Raw genomic sequence first — 26,080 nt, 5'->3', positions numbered from 1 at the left:
TCTTTTTCATAACGACCTCCGAATCTAGGTGGAACCAATGTCCCTTTGTGACAGAATGAAATGACGCCACGTAAGTTCCCGAGCCGCTCGCGCTTGACGCGCAAGAAGCGATCAAATGCGGGTGATCACACGATCGGCCGCAACATCAGGATGCGGCAAGGATCGCCGGAGCGCTGTGCAGGAGCGTAGGGCGCGCGCACGATCAGGCAGTTCGCACGCGCCAAGATCCGCAACATCGACGAATCCTGCATTGCGAGCGGCGAAACGATCAGGTCGCCTTGGTCATCCAGACGTGCGATCGCGCGGACATAGTCCTGCCGGCGATCGTTTTCGGCGAGAACGCCGTCGAGAGCCGCCTTCGGCAAATGCTGATCCGTCGGCAATCCTTGCAACGCGGCGAGCAAAGGACGCAGGAAGAGATCGGCGCAAACCATTGCCGAAACTGGATTTCCCGGCAGGCCAAGCACCGATGCCCGCCCCAGCCGACCCGCCATCAGCGGCTTGCCGGGCCGCATCGCGATCTTCCAGAAGGCAAGGTCCACGCCTTTCGCAGCGAACGCCTTCGCCGTCAGGTCGTGATCGCCGACCGACGCGCCGCCGAGCGTGACGATCACATCGCTTGTCTCGGCGACGGCCCGATCCAGCGCCGAGCCGATGCTCTCCAGATCATCGCCCACGATACCGAGGTCGATCGCATCGCCCCCGGAATCACGGACGATCTGCGCGACACCGAAACTGTTCGACGCGATGATCTGGTCGTCCGTTCGCGATGCTCCCGGCTGCACGAGTTCATCGCCCGTGGCGATGATCGCGACTCTCGGCCGGCGGACGACACGAACGCGGTCCGCATCGGCTGCCGCAATCAGCGCCAATGCCTGCGGATCGATCCGCCGACCGGCCTCCAGCAGAACATCGCCCGAATGGAAATCCAGCCCCGCCTTGCGAATATGCCGGCCGGCTGCGACCGACTCGATGGCGGTGACGACATCGCCTTCACGCTCCGCGTTCTCCTGGATCAGGATCGTGTCGGCGCCTTGCGGGACGGGCGCCCCGGTGAAGATACGCACGGCCTCGCCATCGCCCAGACTGCCTGCAAACCGACGGCCGGCAGCGGATTCACCGATCACGGTCAGCCGGGCAGGGACCCTGTCGACATCGACCGCGCGAACCGCGTAGCCGTCCATGGCGGACGCGTCGAAGGGCGGATGCGTCCGGCCGGCGAGGACCGGGGCCGAAAGGACGCGGTTACCTGCCGAATGCAGCTCCACTGCTTCGCTTTCGAGCGGCTCGACGCCGCCGAGCAGCCGTTCGAGCGCCTCGGCGACCGGTATCATGGCTTCTGCTCGTCGCGGCGAAAATCGCCCGACTTGCCACCGCTCTTTTCCACCAGCCGCACGTCGCCGATGATCATCGCCTTGTCGAGCGCCTTCGCCATGTCGTAGATCGTCAGGCAGGCGACCGACACGGCCGTCAACGCCTCCATCTCGACGCCCGTCTGGCCTTTCAGCCGCACCTCTGCGGCAACCCGAAGGCCGGGCAGCGCATGATCTGGCTCGATCTCGACGGTGATCCTGGTCAGGAGCAGCGGATGGCACAGCGGAATGAGTTCGGACGTCTTCTTGGCTGCCATGATGCCTGCGATGCGTGCCGTGCCGAGCACATCGCCCTTCTTGGCATTGCCGGCCAGGATCGCGTCGAGCGTCGCCGGCTCCATGCGCACGTGCCCCTTCGCGAGCGCGACGCGCTGCGTCTCGTCTTTGGTTCCGACATCGACCATGTGGGCTTCGCCGGTTGCGCCGATATGCGTGAGGCCGCTCATTGTGCTCCCAGGAGTTCCCGCGTGGCGCCGGTGACATCGTCCCGGCGCATCAGGCTTTCGCCGACGAGGAACGTGTCGATGCCAGCCACGCGCATCCGGTCGCAATCGGCCCGCGTGAAGATGCCGCTCTCGCCGATGATGATGCGGTCGTCCGGGATCAGCTTCGCGAGACGCTCGGATGTGGCAAGATCGACTTCGAACGTGCGCAGATTGCGGTTGTTGATGCCGATCAGGGGCGACCGAAGATTCAAGGCACGCTCGGTCTCCGCCTCGTCGTGAACCTCGACCAGCGCCGCCATCCCGAGTTCTTCGGCGGCGTCTTCGAGGTCGCGTGCAAGACCGTCGTCGACGCTCGCCATGATGATCAGGATCGCATCCGCGCCCCATGCGCGGGCTTCATGCACCTGGTACGTATCGAAAAGGAAATCCTTGCGCAGCGCGGGGAGGGCACAGGCCTCTCGGGCGGCGGTCAGAAAGTCGGGCGAACCCTGAAACGACGGCGCATCCGTCAGCACCGAAAGACATGCCGCACCGCCGGCTTCATAGGCGCGCGCCAGCGTCGGCGGATCGAAATCCGGTCGGATCAGGCCCTTTGAAGGACTCGCCTTCTTGATTTCGGCGATCAGCGCCGGCTTGCCGTCAATGTGCTTCGCGCGCAGCGCTCCGATGAAATCGCGTGGCGCCGCCATGTCCGCAGCCGCTTTGCGAATGTCGCCGAGAGGGATGGCGGATTTGGCCGCTGCGATCTCGTCGCGCTTGTAGGCTTCGATCTTTCGCAGGATGTCGGCCATCACGCGCTCCTTGCGCGGTTGGAAATTTCGATCAGTTCCGTCAGGCACTGGCGCGCCTTGCCACTGTCGATCGATTTGGCGGCGAGTTCGAGGCCGGCTTCCAGCGTGCGCGCGCGACCGGCAACGACGAGCGCGCCGGCAGCGTTCAGCATCGCGATGTCCCGGTAGGCGCCTTCCGCACCCTCGAGTACACCGCGAAGGGCCATGGCATTCGTCTGCGCATCCCCGCCCTTGAGTTCTTCGGCGCGGGCACGGCGAAGGCCGAACTGCTCGGGTTCGATCTCGAACGTATGGATTTCGCCATCTTCGAGCGCGGCGACCTGCGTGACGCCGGCCGTCGTCATCTCGTCGAGCCCGTCGCCATGAACGACCCAGACACGCGACGAGCCCAGTCTCTTCAGCACCTCGGCGATCGGCTCGAGCCAGACGGGCGAGAACACGCCGACGAGTTGGTTGGAGACGCCCGCGGGATTGGAAAGAGGGCCAAGGATGTTGAAGATCGTGCGCGTTCCGAGCTCGACCCGGCTCGGCCCGACATGGCGCATCGCGGCATGATGGGCAGGCGCGAACATGAAGCCGAGCCCGGCCTCGCGGATGCAAATTGCGATCTCGTATGCGCCAAGCTCGATGTTGACGCCGAGCGCCGCCAGCGCATCGGCTGCGCCCGAGCGTGACGACAGTGCGCGGTTGCCGTGCTTGGCGACGGGCACGCCCGCACCCGCGACGATGAAGGCCGCGCAGGTCGAGACATTGTAGGAACCAGACGCATCGCCGCCGGTGCCGACGATGTCGACGGCGTCCGAAGGCGCGTCGACACGGAGCATCTTGGCGCGCATGGTCGCCACCGCGCCGGAGATTTCAGGCACGGTCTCGCCGCGCACCCGCAGCGCCATCAGGAAACCGCCGATCTGGCTCGGCGTCGCTTCTCCCGACATCATGATGTCGAACGCCTTTTGCGCCTCCTCGAAGGATAGCGTGTCCCCCGAAGCCACCCGCGCGATATGTTCCTTCAGGTCCGCCATCGATCAGAAGCTCAACGCCTGTTGCACCGCGCCCTGGTTCACCGTGACCGAATACTGCGCCTGAAGGCGGGTAACGAGCTGGTCGAGGAGGTCGTCGCCGAACCCTCCTGCGTAATTCTGCGCGACATTTTCGGGGAGCGAACCTCCGGACGCATTGGCAGGCGCGAACACCTCGCTTACCTGCAGCACGATCTGCCGGTCGCCCTCGTTCGACCCGATCGTCTCGACGCCCCGGGCGGGCACCGAGAAAGCGGCAGCAACGCCCTCGCGGCCAAGGTCGACATCGTCGGCGCCGCGACGCAGGCCACGCTTGGTCTGCACTTCCAGTTCGAGTTCGCCCGCGACCTCGCCAAGCGCCGCCCCGTCTTCGAGTTGGGCAGCGATCTCGTTGGCACGTTCGACGAGAAGACGTCGGCCTTCCTGTTCGCGCCATTCAGCCACAACGTCATCGCGAACCTCGTCCAGTTCCCGGTCGCGGGCAGGGGTCACGTCCGTGACCTCGTAGAAGACATAGCCATTGGCACCGAGGGTGATCGGCGCATTTTCGGCATTCGGCTCGGCCTCGAATGCCGCCGCCAACACCTCTTCGGCACCGGGGATGCCGTCGACCGGATCGCCATCCGGATCGAGCCCGTTGGCATCGACGGCCGGAACACTGACGATTTCGAGGTTCTGCTGGCTTGCAGCCTCCCGCAACGTCGCGCCCCCGGCGCGCGCATCCTCGTAGGCGTCATAGACATCGAGCAGGATTCGGTTGGCCTCATCGAGAGCCATTTCTTCGCGAATTTCAGCCGAGACGTCCTCCAGGGGACGAACGGCTTCCGCCAGAATTTCGTCGACGCGAACGATGAGCGATCCGAAGGACCCGGCCACCACGTCGCTCACGCCATCTTCCTCGAGGGCAAATGCGGCCTCGGCGATGGCGGGATCGGGCACGTCTTCACGCGTGAAGGTGCCGAGGGTCAGATCGCCGGCCGAACGGCCAAGCTCGGCAGCGATTTCGTCGAACGTCGCTTCGTCGGACGAGATCCGCCCAGATGCCGCCTCTGCGGCTTCCGCATTGGGGAACACGATCTGGCTGATGGTGCGCTGCTCGGCTTCGGAGAAGGAACTGCGGTGCGTTTCGTAAAACTCGGCCACCTGTTCGTCGCTGATCGCAGCCGGATCGGCAATGTCTTCCGGTTCGAGCTTCGCATAGTCGAGCGCGCGATATTCCGGCGCGGCAAAGCTCGCCGAATTCTCGTCGAACCAGGCCTGGAGAACGTCGTCGGCAGGGTCTTCGATCGGCTCGACGAGCGAACGGTCGAGGATGAGATATTCCGCCGTCCTGTCTTCCCCCTGATAGAGCGCCACTGCATCAAGGAAGGCGTCCGGCACGCCCATGCCATCGGCGACTGCATCGACGATCTGCTGACGGATCGCCAGTTGCTCGCGATTGCGCAGATAATCGTCGGGACGCATGCCCACCTGCTGCAGCACGAAATTGAACTGGTTGCGGTCGAACTGGCCGCTCGCATTGCGGAATGCGGGGTCCTCAGCGGTCAGGGCAGCCAGACGATCGCGCGACAGGCCGAGATCCATCTCGCGCGCCTGCTCGTCGAGCACGGCGCCGGCGACGAGTTGCGCCAGCACCTGTTGCTCGAGCCCGAAGGCGCGTGCCTGCTCACGCGATATGCGCGTGCCGAACTGCTGCGACAGAAGCTGAAGCTGGCGATCATAGGCCAGCCGGTACTCGTTCACCTGTACGCGGGTGTCCCCGACGGCAAGGACATGGTTGCCGACGCCGGTCAGGATCTGGCCGGAAATGCCCCACACGGCAAAACTGACGACGAGGAGGCCAAGCAGCAGCTTCACCATCAAGGAACCGGATTTGCCGCGCAGCCAAGTCAGCATTTTCGACCTTCCCGTATTGGTCCATCATGAAATCTGGTTGAGGGAATACCGTCACTGGCGGGCCCTGTCGATTGCTTTGTCGACGCATTTTGCTACCAAGCAGCGATCGATACCCGGAACAAACGAAGGAAATTCGATGAGCGCGCGCATACGACCCGTATTGGCCGGCAACTGGAAGATGAACGGAGTGGCGGCATCGCTTCCCGAGCTCCAGGCGATCGTCGCCGGTTCTCATGGCTTTACCGGCCTCGACCTCGTCGTGTGCCTGCCGGCGACGCTGATCGCGCGGGCGCAGCCGATCGTTGCGGGCTCTCCGGTCCGGCTCGGCGGGCAGGATTGTCACGCCAGCGCATCCGGCGCCCACACCGGCGACGTGTCTGCCGATATGCTCAAGGACGCCGGCGCGGACTACGTGATCGTGGGCCATTCCGAACGCCGGTCCGACCATGGCGAGACGAGCGACGCCGTTGCGGCCAAGGCCAAGGCCGCCTGGGCCGCCGGGCTTACACCCATCATCTGCATCGGCGAAACTCGCGCCGAACGCGAGTCAGGCGCCACGCTCGACGTGCTGTCGGCACAGATCGATGGTTCGGTCCCGGAAGGCGCCACGGCCGAGAACACGATCGTCGCCTATGAACCGGTCTGGGCGATCGGCACCGGATTGACCCCGACGGCAGAAGACGTGGGCGTCGCCCATGCGCACATCCGCGCCCGGCTGGAGGCGAAGATCGGCGCGGCGGCGCTATCCGTGCCGCTTCTTTACGGCGGATCGGTCAAATCCTCGAACGCTGCCGAGCTCATGGCCGTGGAAAACGTCGACGGCGCGCTTGTCGGTGGCGCCAGCCTCAAGGCCGCGGATTACCTCGCTATCGCTGGTGCATTCTAGACAATTTGCTTTAATGTGCACTGGCGTCGTTCGCCATCGCTTCACCACCTGACAAGCCGATACATCTGGTGACCTGACGCAGACATGGTCGCGCACTAGCATAGTCATATGGCGAATCGCTCAAGGCATGACACTTGGCGGCGTGTTGCCATTTGTATTGATGCGGCGGGAGTATGCGTATGAGCGACGAAGACATGATCAGCGCCGGCGGTGCGGTCGAACCAGAGCGGTTGTTGGAACTGACGACGCAGATCGTCTGCGCCTATGTCAGTCACAACCCCGTTCCGGCGTCGGAAGTATCGGGGTTGATTGGCTCGGTTCACCGGTCGATTTCCGCCCAGGGCAAAGTAACGGCTCCGGAACAGCAACTGGAGCCGGCGGTGCCGATCCGCAAATCGGTTACGCCTGACTACATTATTTCGCTCGAGGACGGACGCAAGTTCCGCACCCTGTCGCGCCATCTGATGGCCCGGTACGGCATGACGCCTGAGCAGTATCGACGCAAATGGGGCCTGCCGGACGACTACCCGATGGTCGCTCCCAACTACGCGGTCGAGCGGTCGAAGATCGCCAAGTCCATGGGACTTGGCCGACCCGAATCCGGCGGCCCGGACGAATAGGCGTCGATCAGCCGATCAGCGGACAGTTCGGCGCCCGGCCGAACACGACCCAGACACGTTCGCCGCGCGATCGCCCGATGATCTCGATCGAGCGTCGGCCGACGCCGACGATTTCGGCCCGCCGGATGCCCATCCGGTCGGCCTTGCGCAACGCGTCGCGCGGCGAGCACCCACCACCCCGGCCGCGCCACTCGTCGCGGTCGCGGTAGCCGCCGCGGTCCCAGCGTCCCGGTCCGCGGTCCCAGCGTCCGGCTCCGCGGTCGGGCGCGAAGAACTCCGCACCCGGGCGCTGCCCGCCACCCAGACCGTAATATCCACGATCCTGCGCCACGGCAGGCAGGGCGGCCAAAAGGCTGGCGGCGACCAGACCCAGGACGGCGAACTTCTTCATTTCCAGAACCCCTCGACCATGTCGCACGATTGCGACGATAGAGAACTATGCAAGTGCGAAGCTGAATGCCGGGCTACCGCGCCGTTCATCGACCGTTCATGCGCGACTTCGGGCGTCGCCGCACATAATCAGAAACTGAGTAACTGACTGAAAACGATCTGTTTTCCCTCGCAGACTGCCCATGCTTCCGAATGAATGCACGATCCGCAGACCGAAAAACCACAGCGCAGGGGTTGATTTGAGAACAAAACAAGAACATGATCAATCATCAACTGAGGAAAGCAACATGTCCGATCTGGTCCACGATCTCGTCTCGTTCATTTCGATAGGCGCCTTCATCACGACGCTCGCCCTTTGGTTGGTGGCAGTCTGATCAGTCGCCGAGCGCCGTGCCCTCCCGCCGTGGATCGGCGGCGCCTTCGAGCCCCGATTGCGTGAATTCGATGCCGTGCAGGCCCGAATTGAGCTCGCGCATCTCGGTCTCGTAGCCCAGAGCCTGGAGGGCAGGGGCAAAGTTCTCCGCGCTCGATCCGGCCTCCAGCCAGTAAGGGCCGGCAATGTTGGCCAGATGAGGCAATGCGACCGCTTCGTTCATCGGCATCTGCCAGTCGATCAGGGCGACCAGCGTCTTTGCGACATAGGGGATGATGGTCGCGCCGCCGGGCGACCCGATCGCGTAGATCGGCTTGCCATCCTGCAGCACGATCGTCGGCGACATCGAGGACCGCGGACGTTTGGATGCTTCGACGCGGTTTGCGACGGGTCCTGAATCCCCATTCGGCAGAAAGGAGAAATCGGTGAGCTGGTTGTTGAGCAGATAGCCGTTCGCCATCAGCCGCGCCCCGAATGCGTTCTCGATCGACGACGTCACGGAAATGACATTGCCCTCCGCATCGGCGATGACGAAGTGGGATGTTGCCGGCGCCTCGTAGGACAAGCCGTCCTGGATAATGTCCGTTCGCCTGGTGAGCGGCTCGCCGGCCACAACTTTGTCCTGGGGCAGTGCTTCGTCGATCTGCAATAGCTTGGCACGTTCGGTGAGATAGGTCGCGTCGACAAGTCCGGAGGGAACGTCGACGAAATCGGGATCGGCCAGGTAGCGGTTCCGGTCGGCGAAGGCGAGGCGGGTCGCGTCGCCGATCAGCCGCCAGGCATCGACGTCGTCCGCTCCCAGCGCACGAAGGTCATGAGGCTCGACGAGACCAAGGATCTGGCCGACGGCCATTCCACCGGAAGAGGGCGGGCCCATGCCGCAAACCTCGAAGTCACGGTAGGGAACACAGACCGGTTCGCGCTCGACGACCTCATAACCGGCGAAATCGTCGAGAGTCAGCGCGCCGGGATTGCTTGGATGGTTCGCAACCGCATCGACGATCGCGGCGGCTGGATCGCCACGATAAAAGGGCGCTGCTCCCTCGTCGGCGAAAGATCGCAGAACGTTCGCGTAGTTCCCATTGCGTAACTCGTCCCCCGCTGCCAGCGCCGCTCCGTCAGGGAAGAAATATGAGGAGGCGGCCGGATCGGAATCGAGCCGTCCGGCCTCGGCTTCGAGCAGGCCGGCAAGCCTCGGCGAAACCGTGAACCCGCGTTCCGCAAGGTCGATCGCGTCGGCAAGACTATCGGAAAGGTCGAGCTTGCCGTGCCGTTCCGCCAGAAGTTCCAGCAGGAGCGGCACGCCGGGCACGCCCACGGATCGTCCGCCGACGACCGCCTCGAAAAAGGGCAAGGGTTCGCCATTGTCGTCGAGGAAAAGATCGGGCGTCGCACTTGCCGGCGCCGTTTCGCGCGCATCGTATGAGGTCAGGTCGCCCATGGCGCCATCGTACCACAATGCGAAGGCGCCACCGCCAAGACCGGACGATTGCGGCTCGACCAGGCCAAGCACGACCTGGACCGCTATTGCGGCGTCGGCTGCGGAGCCACCCCGGCGCAAGATCGCCATGCCGGCTTCCGTGGCGAGCGGATTGGCCGAGACCACCATCGATTCCCGGGCGCGCACGAGAGGAGCAGACTGAAGGCCGGTCGCCGCCTCGGGAGCGACGAGATCGCTCGCCTGTTGTGCCGGAGCGGACGTCGTCACCGATAATGACAACAAGGCGGCAAGGACGGGCAGGGCGACATGGACAGATTTCGACATGGCCGATCTCCTCTTGAGGGGATCACTCTACGTCGCCGAACACCTCTTCGAAAGCAGCCTTCATCGCCATGTCGACATCCGTCATGGTCACCGGAAGGCCGAGATCGACGAGGCTCGTGACGCCATGCCCACGAATCCCGCAAGGGACGATGCCATCGAAATGGGCGAGATCGGGCTCGACATTGAGCGCGATGCCGTGAAACGACACCCAGCGCCGCAACCTTATGCCGATCGCAGCGATCTTGTCTTCGGCCGCCATCCCGTTTGGCAAGGCCGGCCGCTTGGGCCGTACGACCCAGACGCCGACCCGATCATCGCGCCGCTCGCCCTTTACGTTGAACCGATCCAGAGTGCGGATGATCCATTCCTCCAGCGCCGCCACGAAGGCGCGGACATCCTCGCGCCGGCGCTTCAGATCGAGCATGACATAGGCGACCCTCTGACCGGGGCCGTGATAGGTGTACTCCCCACCGCGTCCCGCGGCGAAGACGGGAAACCGCTCGGCCGCGAGGAGATCGGCAGGATTTGCGCTCGTCCCGGCCGTATAGAGCGGCGGATGCTCGACCAGCCAGACGAGTTCTCCGGCCGCGCCGTCGCGTATCGCCCCCGCGCGCTCTTCCATGAAGGCAAGCGCGGCCGGGTATTCGACCAGGTCCGGCTCGATCCGCCATTCGACGGCCGGTGATCCGGGGATCGCCAGAAACTGGGCGGGCAGGGCGTCGCGCGTGGTCATGATCAGGCGGATGTATGGGATCGCGCGGCGCGCGTCCACTCGTTGACGCTGCGTCTTGCGGCAATCGGCAAAATAATCGGCAATTCCACGCCCGCGCACTTGTGCGGGGTGGGGCGATTTGCTAATTGCGCCGGGCCGGTCAAGACCGGCTGGTCATGGCGTGCGGTCGTGGCGGAATTGGTAGACGCGCAGCGTTGAGGTCGCTGTGGGGCAACCCGTGGAAGTTCGAGTCTTCTCGACCGCACCAATGCCATCTCGCTCCTATTTGGATGCGACGCGCTTCGTCCTTCGCGATTGACAGTCGGTCCCAACTATCTCACCCAATGAGTATGGTAGAAGGCCTCAGCCACATCACGTTCATCGTGCGCGATCTCGATCGCATGGAAACGATCCTCACCACGGTGCTCGACGCTCGGAAGGTCTACGACAGCGGAGCTGACACATTCTCCCTGTCGCGTGAGCGATTTTTCCTTGTGGGTCAACGCACCAATGCCGTCTGGATCGCGATCATGGAGGGCGAGCCGTTACCGGGACGAACCTACAACCACGTCGCCTTCAAGATCCCCGACACGAAGTACGATGACTATCTTGCCCGCGTCCGCGCCTTGAACCTCGACCTTCGCGAGGGACGCCGTCGTGTGCACGGCGAAGGCCGTTCGATCTATTTCCACGATCACGACAACCATCTGTTCGAGTTGCATACCGGCACGCTTGCCGAGCGCCTCGAACGCTACGCCGATGGTCGGTAGGGACATGCGATCCGCTGTCCGATAAGACATCCGCCAGTCGCATAAGATGGATTATGGAACTGCTGCATGCCTGCCGATCGCAGGCAAACGCCTCAGCCGCCAAACTCGATGACCATTCCGTCATAAGCCGGCTCGACATGATCCGGTGTCTCGGCCGTGACCGTGTCGTAGTCGAGCGGTATGTGCATATGCGTCAGCACCGCCCGCTTCGGCTTCAACCGCTCGATCACTTCCAGCGCTTCCTCGAGCGAGAAATGGCTCGGATGCCGCTTGTATTGAAGCGCGTCGACGATCAGCACGTCGAGGCCCTGCAACCGCGCCAGTGTTTCGGCCGGAAACGCGCTGACGTCCGAGCAATACGCCAGACCGCCGATCCGGAAGCCGAGCGATATGATGTCGCCGTGGATTTGCGGCAGCGGCAGGAATTCGATGACGCCGCCAGGACCGTCGATCGTGAAGGCGTCGTCATGCGTGATGACGTGCGGGTTCAGGATCGGCGGATAGGAACTGCCGGGCGGCGTCTCGAAGCAATAGCCGAAGGAGTCGCGCAGCCGGTCGAGCGTCGGCCGGTCGGCCTGGATGTCGATGCGTCTGCGTTGCACCAGAGCGAATCCCCGCAGATCGTCGATGCCGTGGATATGGTCGGCATGTGGATGCGTGTAGACGGCGGCGTCGACCGCTTCCACGCCCGCCGAGATCATCTGGTCGCGAAAGTCCGGCCCGGTGTCGATCACGACGCGCGTGACGCCCCCCGGCCCGATGCGCTCGACCATAGCGGCCGCGCGCCGGCGCCGGTTGCGCGGATTGGCAGGATCGCAGTTGCCCCAGTCGCCGGTGATCCGCGGCACGCCTGGCGACGAGCCGCATCCAAGGATCGTGAAGCGATAGAAGGCGCTCATCAGGGCCGCGGCATCTTCGAAAACAGGCGGAAGAAATTGTCGGTCGTCAGCCGCCGGATTTCGGTCTCGTCGGCGCCGATCGTTTCCGCCAGCACTTTGGCGGTATCGGCGACATAGGCAGGCTCGTTACGCCGTCCGCGATGCGGCACCGGCGCGAGGAACGGCGCGTCGGTCTCGACCAGCAGCCGGTCGTGCGGAACGTTGCGCGCGATGTCGCGAATGTCCTGCGAATTGCGGAACGTCAGGATACCCGAAAACGAAACATAACCGCCGAGCTCGACACCGACTTCGGCAAGCCACGCACCGGACGAAAAACAATGCAGAACAAAGGGAAACGAACCGATCCTCGATTCGTCTTGCAGGATCGCAATCATGTCCTCGTCGGCCGCGCGCGCGTGGATCACCAGCGGCAACCCGGTGGTCCGCGCCGCGTCGATATGCACGCGCAATCCATGCGCCTGCGCGTCGCGCGGCGCCTTGTCATAGTGATAGTCCAGCCCCGCCTCGCCGATCGCCACCACCTTCGGATGACTGCTCAATTCGGTGAGTTCGGCCGCGGTGACGTCCCGCTCCTCGCCGGCATTGTGCGGATGCGTGCCGACCGAGCAATAGACCTCGTCATAGGCCTCGGCGATCGCGCGGATCTGGTCGAACCGGCGAACGCGGGTCGAGATCGTGACCATGCGACGTACGCCCGCCGCGAGCGCCCGCGCGACGACGGCGTCCCGCTCCTCCTCGAAGTCTGGAAAGTCGAGATGGCAATGGCTGTCGACCAGCATCGTCACGCGCCCTGCACTTCCTGCTCCACATAGCGCGGGAAGATGCCTTGCGGCGCCGGCAGTTCGGCGCCCGGCTGAAGCCAGCCCTCGGCCAGATTGGCGAAAGTGCGGTCGCCGGACGGAACGTCCAGCAGATCGAGCAGCTTGTCGGCGGCCTGCGGAATGAAGGCAAGGCAGAGGATGCCGACGCGGCGCAGCACTTCCGCCGTCGTGTAGAGCACGGTCTCCATGCGCGCCGGATCGGACTTGCGCAGCGCCCATGGCTCCTGTCCGGCGAAATAGCGATTGGCCTCGGCAACGACGCCGAAGATCGCGGCGAGCGCGGTGTGCAGCGCCTGGTGCCCCATGGCCGTGCGCGCGGTTGCAAGCGCTTCCAGCGCCTGGTCGAGGATCGCCCGGTCGACGTCTGCAAGCTCGCCGCGCTGAGGCACCCTGCCCGCGCAGTTTTTGGCGATCATCGACAGCGAGCGCTGCGCCAGATTGCCGAGATCGTTGGCAAGGTCCGCATTGGTGCGGTTGACGATCGCCTCGTGGCTGTAGTTGCCGTCCTGGCCGAACGGCACTTCGCGCAGCAGGAAATAGCGCAACTGATCGAGCCCGTAATGTTCGACGAGCGCGGCCGGGTCGATGACGTTGCCGACCGACTTCGACATCTTCTCCCCGCGGTTGAAGACGAAGCCATGGCTGAACACGCGCTTTGGCAACGGGATGCCGGCCGACATCAGGAAGGCCGGCCAGTAGACGGCATGGAAGCGCGTGATGTCCTTGCCGATGACGTGCAGATCGGCCGGCCAATAGCGCCAAAGCTCTGCGTTTTCGTCGGGATAGCCGGCGGCGGTGATGTAGTTCGTCAGCGCGTCGACCCAGACATACATGACGTGCTTTTCGTCGCCGGGCACCGGAATGCCCCAATCGAACGTCGTCCGCGAGATCGAAAGGTCCTTGAGGCCGGAGCGCACGAAGCTCGCAACCTCGTTGCGGCGTTCGACAGGCCCGACGAAGTCCGGCTGACGTTCGTAAAGATCGAGCAGCCGGGCCTGATAGGCCGACAGACGAAAGAAATAGCTCTCCTCCTCCACCCATTCGACCGGCGTTCCCTGCGGTCCATAGCGTACGTCGTCCGCACGAACCTCCGTCTCGTCCTCGCCGTAATAGGCTTCGTCGCGCACGGAGTACCAGCCGGCATATCCACCCTTGTAGATATCGCCGCTTGCTTCCATCGCCTTCCAGATCGCCTGCGAGGCGCGTTTGTGGCGCTCTTCGCTGGTGCGGATAAAATCATCGTTCGACGCATTGAGAAGCGTCGCCATCTTCTTGAATTCAGAAGAATTCCGGTCGGCGAGCTCCTTCGGCGAAATACCCTCCTTGCGCGCGGTCTGCAGCATCTTGATGCCGTGCTCGTCGGTGCCGGTCAGGAAGTGCACGTCCTTGCCGTCGAGGCGCTGGAAGCGCGCCAGCGCGTCCGTCGCGATCAGCTCGTAGGCATGGCCGATATGCGGCTTGCCGTTCGGATAGGAAATCGCGGTGGTGATGTAGAACTTCTCGGCTGCCATGCGCTCGCTCGGTCATTGGAGCATCGGCCGATGCTCTCGGATCTGGTCGCGGTCACATAGACCACACACCGCCATTTGGCCAGTCGCGCAATCAGCGCGCGGCGCAAAGCTGGCCGAGCAGCCCGACGACGTGCTGGCGCTTGTCGAGATTGTAGGTGTCGGTATCGACGATGCGCTGGCGCACGCCCGACCATTGATCGGCGAGCCGCGCCGCCAACTCCGCGTCGCCGGCCTGGCCGGCCGCCTGCGCCCTCGCCTCGGCGATGCCAGCGACATGCTCGTTGAACAGCCGGAACTGGACCGTGGAATCGCGTCCGCCGACGGCGTCGGCAATCCGGTAGGCCGCAGCGACATCGAACCTGCCGCCGGAGACCACGGCGTCGACCGCATTGGCGATATCGAGCCCGCCGAACTGCGTCATCAAAAGCGCCTCGCGCACGCTGCCCGAGGCCTTTGCCGCGAGATCGTCCGGCACCTCTTCGGACCCCGGCGAAACCGCCCGCAATGCGGCGAGGAGATCATCGCCCGCCAGCGGCTTCAGCTTCAGGAGTTGGCAGCGCGAGCGGATCGTCGGCAGCATTCGGCCGATGGAATGAACGACGAGCAGGAAGAGCGTACGCGGCGGCGGTTCCTCCAGGCTCTTCAAAAGCGCATTGGCGGCGTTGCGGTTCATGTCGTCGGCGGCGTCGACGATCACGACCCGGTAGCCACCATCATGCGAGGTCATCGACAGAAACCGTCCGACGCGGCGGATTTCATCGACCGTGACGGCCGACTTGAACCCGGCTCCGCGATCGGCGGCAGGCCGCGTCAGGTGCAGAAGCGACGGATGCGCCCCCTGCGCCATCAGCCTGAACAGCGTGGACGCCGGGTCCGGCCGCACAAGCGTCGAAGGCGCTTCGGCCGGGCGCGGATTGGCGAGCAGATGATGGGCCAGCCGAAAGGCGAACGTCGCCTTTCCGATCCCGCGCGGTCCCGAAAGGATCAGCGCGTGATGGAATTTGCCCGTCCGGTAGGCGCGCGCCAGTTCGTCTGCTTCCCCGACATGCCCGAACAACTCGGCATGCTCCACCGGTTCGGGCACTTCGGGAATGCTGTCATACTGCTCAGGCGCGATGCGTTCAAAGCTCATCGGCGACCTGCAGCAAGCTTCCCGCAGGCGCGATCACCTTCTCGACCCGGCTCCACACGGCATCTGCGACCGCATCCCGCTCCTTCGACGCGTCGATGATGACGCAGCGTGCGGGCTCGGCACGGGCGATGTCGATATAGGCCTCGCGACGCTCCTCGTGCAGCGACAGGTCTTCCTTCTCGTAGCGGTCGGCATCGTCGGTGCCGCGCCGGCTTGCCGCGCGCCGCATGCCTTCCACCGGGTCAAGGTCGAGGATGATCGTCAGATCGGGCATCATGCCGTTGATCGCGACGCTCTCCAGTGCCGCCATGAACGCCTTGTCGAGCCTCCCCGAGACGCCCTGGTAGACGCGTGAGGAATCGAGAAAGCGATCGCAAAGCACGATCTTGCCGGCCTCAATTGCCGGCCGGATGATCTGCTCGACATGGTCGGATCGCGCTGCCGCGAACAGCATCGCCTCCATCGCCGGCCCGAAGGGCTCGGCCGCGCCCGAAAGCAGCACGTGCCGTACCGCCTCCCCGCCCGCCGAACCGCCGGGCTCGCGCGAGACGACGACCTCGTGGCCTTCCGCCTCCAGACGGTCGGCAAGAAGCCGGATCTGGGTCGACTTTCCGGCCCCCTCGCCGCCTTCGAAGGTGATGAAATGTCCTCGTGGCAATGCGCATCCTTTCGCCGGCCGCTGAACTCGCCCCAGCGCCTAGCAGATAATGCGGGCGCGCGCCAAATGCGACCGGTGGATCAGCGCATCCAGCCGACGGCGAGTTCCTCGATCGCATCGAGCGCGCGCTGATGGAGCTTGCCGGTATCGACCGATTCGGCGGCATAAAGCGGCGTTTCCTGGCTCATCGCATCGCCGATCCAGACCCTGAGCGTGCCGACCCGCGCGCCCTCCTCCACCGGCGCGATGACCGGTCCGTCATAGACGATGCGCGCGACGAGGCGGTCGCGGTTTGTCAAAGGCACGAAGAGCGAGATCGGCCCGTTGGATCGCAGACCGACGCCGCCCTTCTCTCCGCCATAGACTTTGGCCTCGCCGACGACCTCGTTCTCCGCGAATATCTGATACTTGTCGAAGGCGCGCATGCCCCAGTCGAGGATCTTACGCGCTTCCTCGGCGCGCACCGCGTCGCTCTCCATGCCGCTCAGCGCGACGAAGAGGCGCCGGTCGTCGCGCGCGACTGATCCGACGATGCCGTAGCCCGATTCCTGTGTGAAGCCCGTCTTCATCCCGTCAGCGCCGATATTCATGCGCAGGAGCGGATTGCGATTGCGCTGGGTGATGTTGTTCCAGGTGAATTCGGCCTGCGCGTAATAGGCATATTGGTCCGGATATTCGGTCCAGATGTGATGCGCGAGCATGGCGAGTTCGCGCACCGTCACCACCTGCCCTTCGGCGGGCAGTCCGGTGGAATTCTTGAACACCGATCGCGTCATGCCGATCGCGCGGGCGCGCTCGGTCATCAATTGCGCGAAATTTTCTTCCGAGCCCGCCATGCCCTCGGCGATGATGATGCACCCGTCATTTGCAGACTGCACGATCACGCCTTGGATCAGGTTTTCGAGGCTGATCGACGAGCGGACCTCGGCAAACATGGTCGACCCGCCCGACATCGCGCCGCCGGTGCGCCATGCGTTCTCGCTGACGAAGAACTCCTCCTGAAGCGTCAGCCGACCGGTCTTGAGCGCATTGAAGACGACTTCCATCGTCATCAGCTTGGCGAGCGAGGCCGGCGGGATCAGCGCATCGGGGTCTTTGGCGAAGAGGACCGTGCCAGTATCGGCATCGATCATGAAGGCCTGCTGCGCGCGCGTCTCGAAAAGCTGGGCGGCCGCGTTTGACACAAGCCCCATGACGCACAGGAACGCGGCCACCGCCACGCCCGGAATTCGCCGATCATACATTGCCCTACCTACCCCAAATGTGCCCTTCGACGAAGGCTAGCACCGGGGTCGGCAATCTCGCAACACAACCTCGCGCGATCAGTCGATCTGGCCGAGCCATTGCAGGATTGCAACGGTGCCGCCCGCAACGACCGCGCCCATGAACGTGCCCCAGCCGGTGTCGACCATCGCGACGATGCCGTCATAGCCGCGCAGGACCGAGAGATTGGTGAAATTGTAGGTGAGATAGGCGAAGAAGCCGAACAGCGCGCCGTTGAGCGCGGCCGCCTGCCATGCCCCCGCCGCCATGCCGGCCGCAACGCCGAAATAGACGAGCCCGACGATATAAACCGCGTAGAACACCGCTGCGACGCCCCATCGCGGCTGGTCGAGCAGAAGGTCGCCCATCCGGCTTGCATAGAAATTGCGGGCGATGACGCCGAGCCAGAGCGCATCGAGGATCAGGAAGAGGACGAGGGCGATCCCGTAGGCGGAAAGATACTTTGTCATCTGACGATCCCGATTGCTGCGACTGAACCGTCTACGCCGTCAAAGCGCCGGCAGATCGCCCCGCGCCCAGCTTTCGGTGATCTCGCCCGCCCTGTCCGTGAACCGACCCGCTTCGATAGCACTTCTGATATCATCCATAAGCGATTGATAATAAGACAGATTGTTCCAGGTCAGCAGCATGCCGGCAAGCGATTCGCCGGACTTGACGAGGTGATGCAGATAAGCGCGGCTGTAGTCCCGCGCGGCCGGGCAATCGCTTTCCTCGTCGAGCGGGCGATGGTCCTCGGCGTGCCGTGCGTTCTTGAGGTTGATCTTGCCGCGCCGCGTATAGGCCAGCCCATGGCGACCGGCGCGCGTCGGCATCACGCAGTCGAACATGTCGATGCCGCGCGCGACGGATTTCAGGATATCGTCCGGCGTTCCGACGCCCATCAGGTAGCGAGGCTTTGTCTCGGGCAGAAGCGGATTGGTCACCTCCAGCATGTCGAGCATCACCTGCTGGGGTTCGCCGACCGCCAGCCCGCCGACGGCATAGCCCTTCAGATCGAGATCGCGCAGCGCCAACGCCGAGCGTTCGCGAAGCGCCGGCACGTCGCCGCCCTGCACGATGCCGAACATCGCCTTGCCGGGCTGCGTGCCGAACGCGGTCTTGCACCGCTCGGCCCAGCGCAGCGAAAGCTCCATCGCCTTCTCGATCGCCTTGTGCTCGGCCGGCAGCGCCGTGCATTCGTCGAGCTGCATCTGGATGTCGCTGTCGAGCAGACCCTGAATCTCGATCGAGCGCTCCGGCGACATCTCGTAGACCGTGCCGTCGATATGCGAGCGGAATTTCACGCCCTGTTCGGTGATCTTGCGCAACTGCGCCAGCGACATGACCTGGAACCCGCCCGAATCCGTCAGGATCGGATGCGGCCAGCGTGCGAATTCATGCAAGCCGCCCAGCCTTGCGACACGCTCTGCGCCCGGCCGGAGCATCAGGTGGTATGTGTTGCCCAGGATGATATCCGAGCCGAGATCGCGCACCTGGTCGAGATACATCGCCTTGACCGTCCCGCCCGTCCCGACCGGCATGAAGGCCGGCGTGCGGATCGTACCGCGCGGCATGGTGATCTCGCCGCGCCGCGCCGCGCCGTCGGTGGCCAGCACGCGGAATTCGAAATTCTCGGTCATCAATCGTCCGATCTGAAGAGCAGGCTCGAATCGCCGTAGGAGTAGAACCGGTAGCGGTTCGCGATCGCGTGGGCATAGGTCCAACGCATCCGCTCTGTCCCGGCGAATGCCGAGACGAGCATGAAGAGTGTCGAGCGCGGCAGGTGGAAATTGGTCATCAGCACGTCCACCGCCTTGAAGCGGTAGCCGGGCGTGATGAAGATGTCGGTCGGACCGGACCACGGCGCGATCGTACCGTCCTCGCGTGCCGCGCTTTCGAGGAGCCGCAGCGACGTCGTGCCGACCGCGACGATGCGCCCGCCCGCGGCACGAACGGCGTTCAATCTGTCGGCCGTCGCGGCGTCGATCGTCCCGATCTCGGCATGCATCTTGTGGTCGTCGGTATCGTCGGCCTTGACGGGTAGGAACGTCCCCGCGCCGACATGGAGCGTGACGAAGGCGGTCTGCGCACCGGCATCGTCCACCGCGGCCAGCAGGTCCGGCGTGAAGTGCAGCCCCGCCGTCGGCGCGGCGACAGCCCCCTCCTCGCGCGCATAGACGGTCTGGTAGTCCGCGCGGTCGCGCGCGTCTTCCGGGCGCTTCGACGCAATGTAGGGCGGCAACGGAATATGACCGACGGCGTGCAGCGCTTCGTCGAGAAACGCGCCCGACAGGTCGAAGGCCAGCGTCACCTCGCCGGCGTCGCCCTTTTCGCGGACCTCGGCAGTCAGGCGCCCGGCAAGGCACATCGACCCGCCATGGCCGAATTCGATCACATCGCCGACCTTAAGCCGCTTGGCCGGGCGCGCGAACGCCTTCCAGCTATCGGGCGCAACGCGCATGTGCAGCGTCAGGTCGATCTCGCTGACGGCCTCGCCGCGACGGCGCAGGCCCGTCAGTTGCGCCGGTATGACCTTGGTGTCGTTGAAGACGAGCATGTCCCCCGGCCGCAGGAACGACGGCAGGTCGCGCACCGAGCGGTCGGCAAGACCGTCCGACGCGACCACCAGCATCTTCGCCGCATCACGCGGCTCGGCCGGCCGCAGCGCGATCCGATCTTCCGGAAGGTCAAAGTCGAAGAGGTCGACGCGCATCGAAATCAGGGCCCCACGCAGGTCAGCGCATAGGCTCCCTGCCCGACGATCCGCAGTGTCCCGGCCGTCACATGATCGCGTTCTTCGGTTGCCGACAGTAGACGCAACTCGGCGACGATCCGCTCGATGTTCGGATCGGTGACGTCGACGACGACGAGATCGCCGTATCGCGCCGCCTGCCCCACGACGACGGGTTGCCCATCTCCGTCCTCGAGCGTCGTCCAGCGTTGTTCTCCGGCCGCGATCCCGACCCCCACGACGGAAAGCACCGGCAGGCTGCCGAGCGTCAGTTCGACCGAAGCACCACCATCGGAGGCGCAAGAAATCGTGCCGGAAGCGTGGGCGCTCCCGGCACTAAGGGCCATCATCAATGTCATGGCCGCGCGTCGCATCACGCGTCGGCGACGACCTTCATCGACACGATCGTATCGGGGTCCTGCACCGGCTCGCCGCGCTTGATCTTGTCGACATTGTCCATGCCTTCGATGACCTGGCCCCAGACCGTATATTGGCGGTTGAGAAAGCCGGCATCGCCGAAGCAGATGAAGAACTGCGAATTGGCCGAGTTCGGGTTCTGCGAACGCGCCATCGAGCAGGCACCGCGGCCGTGATTGGCGTTGGAGAACTCTGCCTTGAGGTCCGGCATGTCCGAACCGCCCATGCCTGCACGGCCCGGATTGAAATCCTTGCCGCCCTTCTTGCCGAACTTGACGTCACCGGTCTGCGCCATGAAGCCGTCGATCACGCGGTGGAAGACGACGCCGTCATAGGCGCCGGCGCGCGCCAGTTCCTTGATGCGCGCGACATGGCCGGGAGCCAGGTCGGGATAGAGCTCGATCGTGACGTTGCCCTTGGTCGTCTCCATGACGATCGTGTTTTCCGGGTCCTTGATCTCGGCCATATATCGTTCCTTCCGTGTCTGAATGTAGAATTACTCGCCAGCGCTCATGCGCAGGCTATTCGGCCGCGCCCATGCGGACGCTGACCATGCGATCCGGGTCGGTGACCGAGCCGTTCATGGCCGGGTCGCCCTTCTTGATGTTGTCGACGAGTTCCATGCCGCTCTCGACCTCGCCGACGATCGTATAGGCCCCGTCGAGCGGCGGCGCGGCGTCGAACATGATGAAAAACTGCGAATTCGCCGAGTTCGGGTCCTGCGCGCGCGCCATGCCGACGGTGCCGCGAACGAAATTCTCCGCCGAGAATTCGGCCGGGATGTTGCCGAGGTCGGAGCCGCCGGTGCCGGCGCGCTGGCTGTTGTAGCCGTTCTCCATGTCGCCATACTGCACGTCGCCGGTCTGCGCCATGAAGCCGTCGATCACGCGGTGAAAGGCGACATTGTCATACGCGCCCTGCCCCACCAGCGTCTTGATCTGTTCGACATGTTGCGGCGCGAGATCGGGCCGAAGCGCGATTGTCACCTCGCCGTCCTTCAGCGTGATGATCATCGTATCTTCCGGCTCGGCGGCAAGCGCCGAAGTCGCCATGAAGGCGGCGATGAGCGTGGACGAGGCGAAACGGACGAAGGACATGTCGAACTCCCTGAGAACCTAGCTGAATTTCTGACGCAACACCGGAGCGACGCTCGTCGGCACGAATGCCGAGATGTCGCCGCCCATCGAGGCTATCTGGCGGACGAGTGTGGCGGTAATCGTTCGGACCGACGGACTTGCCGGAATGAAAACCGTCTGCAACTCCGGCGCGATCGTCTCGTTCATGCCCGCCATCTGCATTTCGTAGTCGAGATCGGTGCCGTCCCGCAGGCCGCGGATCATGATCGACGCGCCGTGCTGGCGCGATGCGGTCACGACGAGGCCATCGAAGGAAACCACGTCAAGTCGCCCCGCTTCCGCGCCGAGTTCGTCGGCACAGGCCCGCTTGATCAGGTCGACGCGCTCGTCGAACGAGAAGAGCGGCTTCTTGGAAGCCTGCACGCCGATCCCCACGACGATCCGGTCGGCGACCGCGAGCGCGCCCTTAAGAACATCGAGATGGCCGTTGGTCAGGGGATCGAACGATCCCGCGTAAAAGGCAATGCGCTCAGTCATGAAGGGCTTCTACTCAGACGATGCGTGGATGGCAAATGCCGGGGCGCGGCGTGAACGTCAGATGAACGGCACTCTCAGAACGGGTTCAGCGGAAAATGACGATTGTCAAGACAGCCGATGAAACCTTTTGATTCATTCGTCGTTAATTCGGCAAGGAGACACACCATGATCATCATCATGCTCGCAGCCACCATGACCCTCGCAATGCTGATCGCCACGGCATTCGGCCTTCATCAGGAAGCCCAGCGCGTTCGTGTCGAGAGCCGTCAGCAGAAGATCAACCGCTACCGCTACTGATCCTCTCCTGTCGCATTCGGACCGCCTGCAGCCTCCGCAGCGGTCTGCGCCACGATCTCGGCTTCGCTCTCGAGTTCTTCCTCGTCGTTCTGCGGGTCCGAAATCCGCTCCACCGAAACGACCTTTTCGTCCTTCGCCGTATTGAAGATCGTCACGCCCTTAGTGGCGCGGCTGGCGAAGCGGATGCCATTGACCGGCACCCGGATGACCTGTCCCGCATTCGAAACCAGCATGATCTGGTCTTCGTTCTCCACCGGGAAAGCGGCGATGAGTGAGCCTATTTCTCCGGTCTTCGAAACGTCCGTCGCGCGAATTCCCTTGCCACCGCGGCCAATGACGCGGAAATCGTAAGACGACGAGCGTTTGCCGTAGCCCTTTTCGCTCACGGTCAGAACGAATTCCTCCCGCGCCTTCAGTTCCTCATAGCGATCGCCATCGATCTGCGCGTCGTCGGTCACTTCCTCGTTGGTCAGCGCGATTTCTTCCTCTTCGCCCGTCACTGCACGCCGTTCGGCGGCAGACTGCTTCAGATAGGCGGCACGCTCGGCCGGCGTCGCATCGACATGGTGCAGGATCGCCATCGAGATGACGCTGTCGCCGTCACCGAGGTTGATGCCGCGCACGCCCGTCGAATTGCGGCTTTGGAACACCCGCACGTCGGTGACCGGGAAGCGGATGCACTGCCCAGAACCTGCGGTCAGCAGGATGTCGTCATGCTCGGTGCAGGTATAGACGCCAAGAATCTCGTCGCCCTCCTCGTCGAGCTTCATCGCGATCTTGCCGTTGCGGTTGACCTGCGTGAAATCGGACAGCTTGTTGCGGCGAACGGTGCCCCGGGTCGTCGCGAACATGACGTCGAGATTGCCCCAGCTATCCTCGTCTTCCGGAAGCGGCATGATGGTCGTGATGCGCTCGCCTTCCTGAAGCGGCAGCATGTTGCGCAGGAACTTGCCGCGCGACTGCGGCGTGCCGATCGGCAGGCGCCAGACCTTTTCCTTGTAGACGATGCCGCGTGAGGAGAAGAATAGGATCGGCGTGTGCGTGCTGGCGACGAACAGGCGCGTGACGAAATCCTCGTCGCGTGTCGACATGCCCGAACGGCCTTTGCCGCCGCGTCGCTGCGCCCGATAGATCGAGAGCGGCACGCGCTTGATGTAGCCGGAGTGGCTGACAGTGACGACCATGTCCTCGCGCGCGATCAGGTCCTCGTCGTCCATGTCCGCGCCGCCTTCGGCAAGCTCGGTGCGCCGCGGCGTGCCGAACTCGTCGCGAACCGCGATCAATTCATCCTTGACGATCTGCTGGATGCGGGCGCGCGACGACAGGATGTCGAGGAAATCCTTGATCTCGTCACCGATTGCGTTCAGCTCGTCGGCGATCTCGTCGCGGCCGAGCGCGGTCAGGCGCTGCAGGCGCAGCTCGAGGATCGCGCGGGCCTGCTCTTCGGACAGGTTGTAGGTGCCGTCCTCGTTGATCCGGTGGCGCGGATCATCGATCAAGCGGATCAGCGCTTCGACGTCATGCGCCGGCCAGCGCCGCGTCATCAACTGTTCACGCGCCGTCTGCGGGTCCGGCGCCTTGCGGATGAGCGCAATGATCTCGTCGATATTGGCGACGGCAATGGCGAGACCAACCAGCACGTGCGCGCGCTCGCGCGCCTTGCGCAGCAGATACTTGGTGCGCCGGCTGACGACGTCCTCGCGGAAGAACACGAAGGCACGCAGCATGTCGAGCAGGTTGAGCTGCTCCGGCTTGCCGCCATTCAGCGCGACGATGTTCGCGCCGAACGAGGTCTGCAGCGGCGTGAAGCGGTAGAGCTGGTTCAAGATGACGTCGGCAACGGCATCGCGCTTCAGTTCGATGACGACGCGATAGCCCTGGCGGTCGGATTCGTCGCGAATGTCCGAGATGCCCTCGATGCGCTTGTCGCGCACGAGTTCGGCCATCTTCTCGATCATCGATGCCTTGTTCACCTGGAACGGCACCTCGGTGACGATGATCGCCTCGCGGTCGCCCCGCATCGGTTCGACATGCACCTTACCGCGCATCAGGATCGAGCCGCGGCCCGTTTCATAGGCGCTGCGGATACCCGCCTTGCCGAGCACGATGCCGCCGGTCGGGAAATCGGGACCGGGGATGATCTCCATCAATTCGTGCAGCTCGATCGCCGGATTGTCGATCAGCGCGATGCAGCCATCGACGACCTCGACGAGATTGTGCGGCGGGATGTTCGTCGCCATGCCGACCGCGATGCCGCCCGAACCGTTGACCAGAAGGTTCGGAAAGCGCGCCGGCAGGACCTTCGGTTCCTGGCCGGAGGAATCGTAGGTGTCCTGCCAGTCGACCGTTTCCTTGTCGATATCCTCGAGCAGTTCGTGCGCGACCTTGGTCAGGCGCGATTCCGTGTAGCGCATCGCCGCCGGCGGATCGCCGTCGATCGAGCCGAAATTGCCCTGCCCGTCGATCAGCGGCACGCGCAGCGACCAGTCCTGCGCCATGCGCACCAGCGCGTCGTAGATCGAGGCATCGCCATGCGGATGGTATTTACCCATGACGTCGGCGACCGGTCGCGCCGATTTCACGTATTTCCGGTTCCAGTAATAGGCGCTCTCATGGCTGGCGTAGAGAATGCGCCGATGCACCGGCTTCAGCCCGTCGCGCACGTCCGGCAGCGCCCGGCTCACGATCACGCTCATGGCGTAATCGAGATAGGAACGCTGCATTTCCTCGATGATGGAAATCGGCTCGATGTCGTCCGGTCCGCCCTGCGGCCCGCGCGGTGTCGTCAAATCGGTCAAGTGGGTTCACGATCGTGCTGATGAATCACAGGCAACTTATATAGGAACGGCACCGAAAATGCCAAACGCGTCGCCTGCACGCGGCGCCGAATAACCTACGCCTTATCAAGGCGTTAGCGAGCCCAATTCGATTTGTCGCGACAAACTGGGGAAAACGCGGCGATCGTGTGGCGATCGGGCTCATCCACCATCCGCCTCCACGAGGATGCGGCAGCGGCCCGAACATGCGATAAGGACGCTCCTTCGAGCCACTCGCACCCCGGATTCCGACGTGTTCGACGCCATCTTCAACGCCTTCGTGACGCTTCTCGTGACGATCGACCCGCCGGGGCTGGCGCCACTCTTCCTGGCGCTGACGGGCGGCATGAACCGCGCCGAGCGCGCACAAGTCGGGCTCAGGGCAAGCGTCATCGCCTTCGCCATCCTGGCGCTGTTCGCCATCGCGGGCACGACCATCCTGGCGGTCTTCGGCATCACGCTTCCCGCCTTCCGCGTGGCCGGCGGGCTTCTGCTCTTCTACATCGCATTCGAGATGATCTTCGAGCGCCGCAACGAGCGCAAGGAGAAGAGCGCAGACGCCGCGATCACCGTCGACCATATCCGCAACATCGCCGCGTTCCCGCTGGCGCTGCCGCTGATCGCCGGGCCGGGCGCGATCTCGGCGACCGTCCTCTTGTCCGGCACCTTCGACTCCGCACCCCATCGCGCCCTGCTGGTCGCGATCATCGCCGCCTGCATCGGGCTGACCTGGCTCGTCTTCATCGCCGCAGAACGGATCGACCGGTTTCTGGGCGAAACCGGTCGATCGATCCTCACGCGCCTTCTTGGCGTCATCCTGGCCGCGCTGGCAGTCCAGTTCGTCGCCGACGGCATCAAGGCGCTGATGGCGGCCGCTTGAG

General features: G+C 64.1%; 27 protein-coding genes and 1 tRNA gene. 6 read left to right on the top strand and 22 right to left on the bottom strand.

Annotated elements, in window-relative coordinates; all coding sequences use genetic code 11:
- Nucleotides 1–125: 125 nt before the first annotated feature.
- Genes glp through ALII_RS0101515 form a run of 5 tightly spaced genes read right to left on the bottom strand, consistent with a single transcriptional unit; the run spans nt 126 to nt 5,525 of the window.
- The gene (glp, locus tag ALII_RS0101535) at nt 126–1,334 is read right to left on the bottom strand and encodes a gephyrin-like molybdotransferase Glp (RefSeq protein WP_024585579.1); all 1,209 of its coding nucleotides are present in this window, start codon (nt 1,332–1,334) and stop codon (nt 126–128) included.
- The gene (gene moaC, locus ALII_RS0101530) at nt 1,331–1,819 is read right to left on the bottom strand and encodes a cyclic pyranopterin monophosphate synthase MoaC (RefSeq protein ID WP_024585578.1); all 489 of its coding nucleotides are present in this window, start codon (nt 1,817–1,819) and stop codon (nt 1,331–1,333) included. The genes glp and moaC overlap by 4 nt, the downstream gene beginning before the upstream one ends.
- Nucleotides 1,816–2,610 carry an indole-3-glycerol phosphate synthase TrpC gene (trpC, locus tag ALII_RS0101525; RefSeq protein ID WP_024585577.1) on the bottom strand — a complete coding sequence of 265 codons (795 nt, stop codon included), beginning with the start codon at nt 2,608–2,610 and terminating at the stop codon, nt 1,816–1,818. Before trpC ends, moaC begins: the two co-directional genes overlap by 4 nt.
- On the bottom strand, nt 2,610–3,632 hold the full coding sequence (gene trpD, locus ALII_RS0101520; RefSeq protein ID WP_024585576.1) for an anthranilate phosphoribosyltransferase: 1,023 nt from the start codon (nt 3,630–3,632) through the stop codon (nt 2,610–2,612). Before trpD ends, trpC begins: the two co-directional genes overlap by 1 nt.
- A 3-nt stretch (nt 3,633–3,635) precedes the next feature.
- Nucleotides 3,636–5,525, bottom strand: coding sequence for a SurA N-terminal domain-containing protein (locus ALII_RS0101515; protein WP_024585575.1), 1,890 nt, complete (start codon nt 5,523–5,525; stop codon nt 3,636–3,638).
- A gap of 136 nt (nt 5,526–5,661) precedes the next feature.
- Between ALII_RS0101515 and tpiA the strand changes: the two genes are divergently transcribed.
- Both tpiA and ALII_RS0101505 read left to right on the top strand, forming a co-directional pair.
- Nucleotides 5,662–6,411 carry a triose-phosphate isomerase gene (gene tpiA, locus ALII_RS0101510; RefSeq protein WP_024585574.1) on the top strand — a complete coding sequence of 250 codons (750 nt, stop codon included), beginning with the start codon at nt 5,662–5,664 and terminating at the stop codon, nt 6,409–6,411.
- Nucleotides 6,412–6,590: 179 nt separating this feature from the next.
- Nucleotides 6,591–7,031, top strand: a complete 441-nt coding sequence (locus ALII_RS0101505; RefSeq protein WP_024585573.1) for a MucR family transcriptional regulator — start codon at nt 6,591–6,593, stop codon at nt 7,029–7,031.
- A gap of 7 nt (nt 7,032–7,038) precedes the next feature.
- Here the strand turns inward: ALII_RS0101505 and ALII_RS0101500 are convergent, their stop codons facing one another.
- The 3 genes from ALII_RS0101500 to lipB all read right to left on the bottom strand — a co-directional run bounded on the left by ALII_RS0101500 (nt 7,039) and on the right by lipB (nt 10,292).
- Nucleotides 7,039–7,422, bottom strand: coding sequence for a hypothetical protein (locus ALII_RS0101500; RefSeq protein WP_024585572.1), 384 nt, complete (start codon nt 7,420–7,422; stop codon nt 7,039–7,041).
- Between the two features lie 373 nt (nt 7,423–7,795).
- Complete coding sequence (gene ggt, locus ALII_RS0101490; RefSeq protein WP_051375733.1) at nt 7,796–9,559, bottom strand: gamma-glutamyltransferase; 1,764 nt, start codon at nt 9,557–9,559, stop codon at nt 7,796–7,798.
- A gap of 22 nt (nt 9,560–9,581) precedes the next feature.
- On the bottom strand, nt 9,582–10,292 hold the full coding sequence (gene lipB, locus ALII_RS0101485) for a lipoyl(octanoyl) transferase LipB (RefSeq protein ID WP_024585570.1): 711 nt from the start codon (nt 10,290–10,292) through the stop codon (nt 9,582–9,584).
- A 162-nt stretch (nt 10,293–10,454) separates the two neighbouring features.
- Here lipB and ALII_RS0101480 point away from each other — a divergent pair.
- Together ALII_RS0101480 and fosX are read left to right on the top strand one after the other, a co-directional pair.
- Nucleotides 10,455–10,539: transfer RNA gene (locus ALII_RS0101480), tRNA-Leu, on the top strand.
- Nucleotides 10,540–10,621: 82 nt separating this feature from the next.
- Complete coding sequence (fosX, locus tag ALII_RS0101475) at nt 10,622–11,041, top strand: FosX/FosE/FosI family fosfomycin resistance hydrolase (protein ID WP_024585569.1); 420 nt, start codon at nt 10,622–10,624, stop codon at nt 11,039–11,041.
- 92 nt (nt 11,042–11,133) lie between these two features.
- On the opposite strand, the gene ALII_RS0101470 is transcribed toward fosX, so the two are convergent.
- The 13 genes from ALII_RS0101470 to coaD all read right to left on the bottom strand — a co-directional run bounded on the left by ALII_RS0101470 (nt 11,134) and on the right by coaD (nt 22,086).
- Nucleotides 11,134–11,940, bottom strand: a complete 807-nt coding sequence (locus ALII_RS0101470) for an MBL fold metallo-hydrolase (protein WP_024585568.1) — start codon at nt 11,938–11,940, stop codon at nt 11,134–11,136.
- Entirely contained in the window at nt 11,940–12,719 is a 780-nt protein-coding gene (locus ALII_RS0101465) for a TatD family hydrolase (RefSeq protein WP_024585567.1), read from the bottom strand. Before ALII_RS0101465 ends, ALII_RS0101470 begins: the two co-directional genes overlap by 1 nt.
- A gap of 2 nt (nt 12,720–12,721) precedes the next feature.
- A complete protein-coding gene (gene metG, locus ALII_RS0101460; protein WP_024585566.1) occupies nt 12,722–14,272 on the bottom strand; it encodes a methionine--tRNA ligase in 1,551 nt (516 codons plus the stop codon).
- 91 nt (nt 14,273–14,363) lie between these two features.
- The gene (locus tag ALII_RS0101455) at nt 14,364–15,404 is read right to left on the bottom strand and encodes a DNA polymerase III subunit delta' (protein WP_024585565.1); all 1,041 of its coding nucleotides are present in this window, start codon (nt 15,402–15,404) and stop codon (nt 14,364–14,366) included.
- Complete coding sequence (gene tmk, locus ALII_RS0101450) at nt 15,394–16,062, bottom strand: dTMP kinase (RefSeq protein WP_024585564.1); 669 nt, start codon at nt 16,060–16,062, stop codon at nt 15,394–15,396. The genes ALII_RS0101455 and tmk overlap by 11 nt, the downstream gene beginning before the upstream one ends.
- A gap of 80 nt (nt 16,063–16,142) precedes the next feature.
- Nucleotides 16,143–17,306 (bottom strand): D-alanyl-D-alanine carboxypeptidase family protein, encoded by a 1,164-nt coding sequence (locus ALII_RS0101445; protein ID WP_024585563.1) that lies wholly within the window; start codon nt 17,304–17,306, stop codon nt 16,143–16,145.
- Between the two features lie 78 nt (nt 17,307–17,384).
- Nucleotides 17,385–17,795, bottom strand: coding sequence for a DUF2177 family protein (locus ALII_RS0101440; protein ID WP_024585562.1), 411 nt, complete (start codon nt 17,793–17,795; stop codon nt 17,385–17,387).
- A 39-nt stretch (nt 17,796–17,834) separates the two neighbouring features.
- On the bottom strand, nt 17,835–18,965 hold the full coding sequence (gene tgt / locus ALII_RS0101435) for a tRNA guanosine(34) transglycosylase Tgt (RefSeq protein WP_024585561.1): 1,131 nt from the start codon (nt 18,963–18,965) through the stop codon (nt 17,835–17,837).
- On the bottom strand, nt 18,965–20,038 hold the full coding sequence (queA, locus tag ALII_RS0101430) for a tRNA preQ1(34) S-adenosylmethionine ribosyltransferase-isomerase QueA (protein ID WP_024585560.1): 1,074 nt from the start codon (nt 20,036–20,038) through the stop codon (nt 18,965–18,967). The genes tgt and queA overlap by 1 nt, the downstream gene beginning before the upstream one ends.
- 5 nt (nt 20,039–20,043) lie before the next feature.
- Complete coding sequence (locus ALII_RS0101425; protein ID WP_152529497.1) at nt 20,044–20,415, bottom strand: hypothetical protein; 372 nt, start codon at nt 20,413–20,415, stop codon at nt 20,044–20,046.
- 14 nt (nt 20,416–20,429) lie between these two features.
- Complete coding sequence (locus ALII_RS0101420; RefSeq protein ID WP_024585558.1) at nt 20,430–20,939, bottom strand: peptidylprolyl isomerase; 510 nt, start codon at nt 20,937–20,939, stop codon at nt 20,430–20,432.
- Between the two features lie 55 nt (nt 20,940–20,994).
- On the bottom strand, nt 20,995–21,570 hold the full coding sequence (locus ALII_RS0101415; RefSeq protein ID WP_024585557.1) for a peptidylprolyl isomerase: 576 nt from the start codon (nt 21,568–21,570) through the stop codon (nt 20,995–20,997).
- An 18-nt stretch (nt 21,571–21,588) separates the two neighbouring features.
- A complete protein-coding gene (gene coaD, locus ALII_RS0101410) occupies nt 21,589–22,086 on the bottom strand; it encodes a pantetheine-phosphate adenylyltransferase (protein WP_024585556.1) in 498 nt (165 codons plus the stop codon).
- A gap of 165 nt (nt 22,087–22,251) precedes the next feature.
- On the opposite strand from coaD, the gene ALII_RS23220 reads away from it, so the two are divergent.
- Nucleotides 22,252–22,383 carry a hypothetical protein gene (locus ALII_RS23220; RefSeq protein WP_280113745.1) on the top strand — a complete coding sequence of 44 codons (132 nt, stop codon included), beginning with the start codon at nt 22,252–22,254 and terminating at the stop codon, nt 22,381–22,383.
- Here the strand turns inward: ALII_RS23220 and gyrA are convergent.
- Entirely contained in the window at nt 22,377–25,181 is a 2,805-nt protein-coding gene (gyrA, locus tag ALII_RS0101400) for a DNA gyrase subunit A (protein WP_024585555.1), read from the bottom strand. The genes ALII_RS23220 and gyrA overlap by 7 nt on opposite strands.
- Before the next feature lie 271 nt (nt 25,182–25,452).
- Between gyrA and ALII_RS0101395 the strand changes: the two genes are divergently transcribed.
- Nucleotides 25,453–26,079, top strand: coding sequence for a MarC family protein (locus ALII_RS0101395; protein ID WP_024585554.1), 627 nt, complete (start codon nt 25,453–25,455; stop codon nt 26,077–26,079).
- Nucleotide 26,080: the final 1 nt, after the last annotated feature.

Source organism: Aliihoeflea sp. 2WW (assembly GCF_000497755.1).
Taxonomy (GTDB): Bacteria; Pseudomonadota; Alphaproteobacteria; order Rhizobiales; family Rhizobiaceae; genus Aliihoeflea.
Note: the sequence above shows the minus strand (reverse complement) of the source record. Positions and strands in the feature narration are given on the sequence as shown.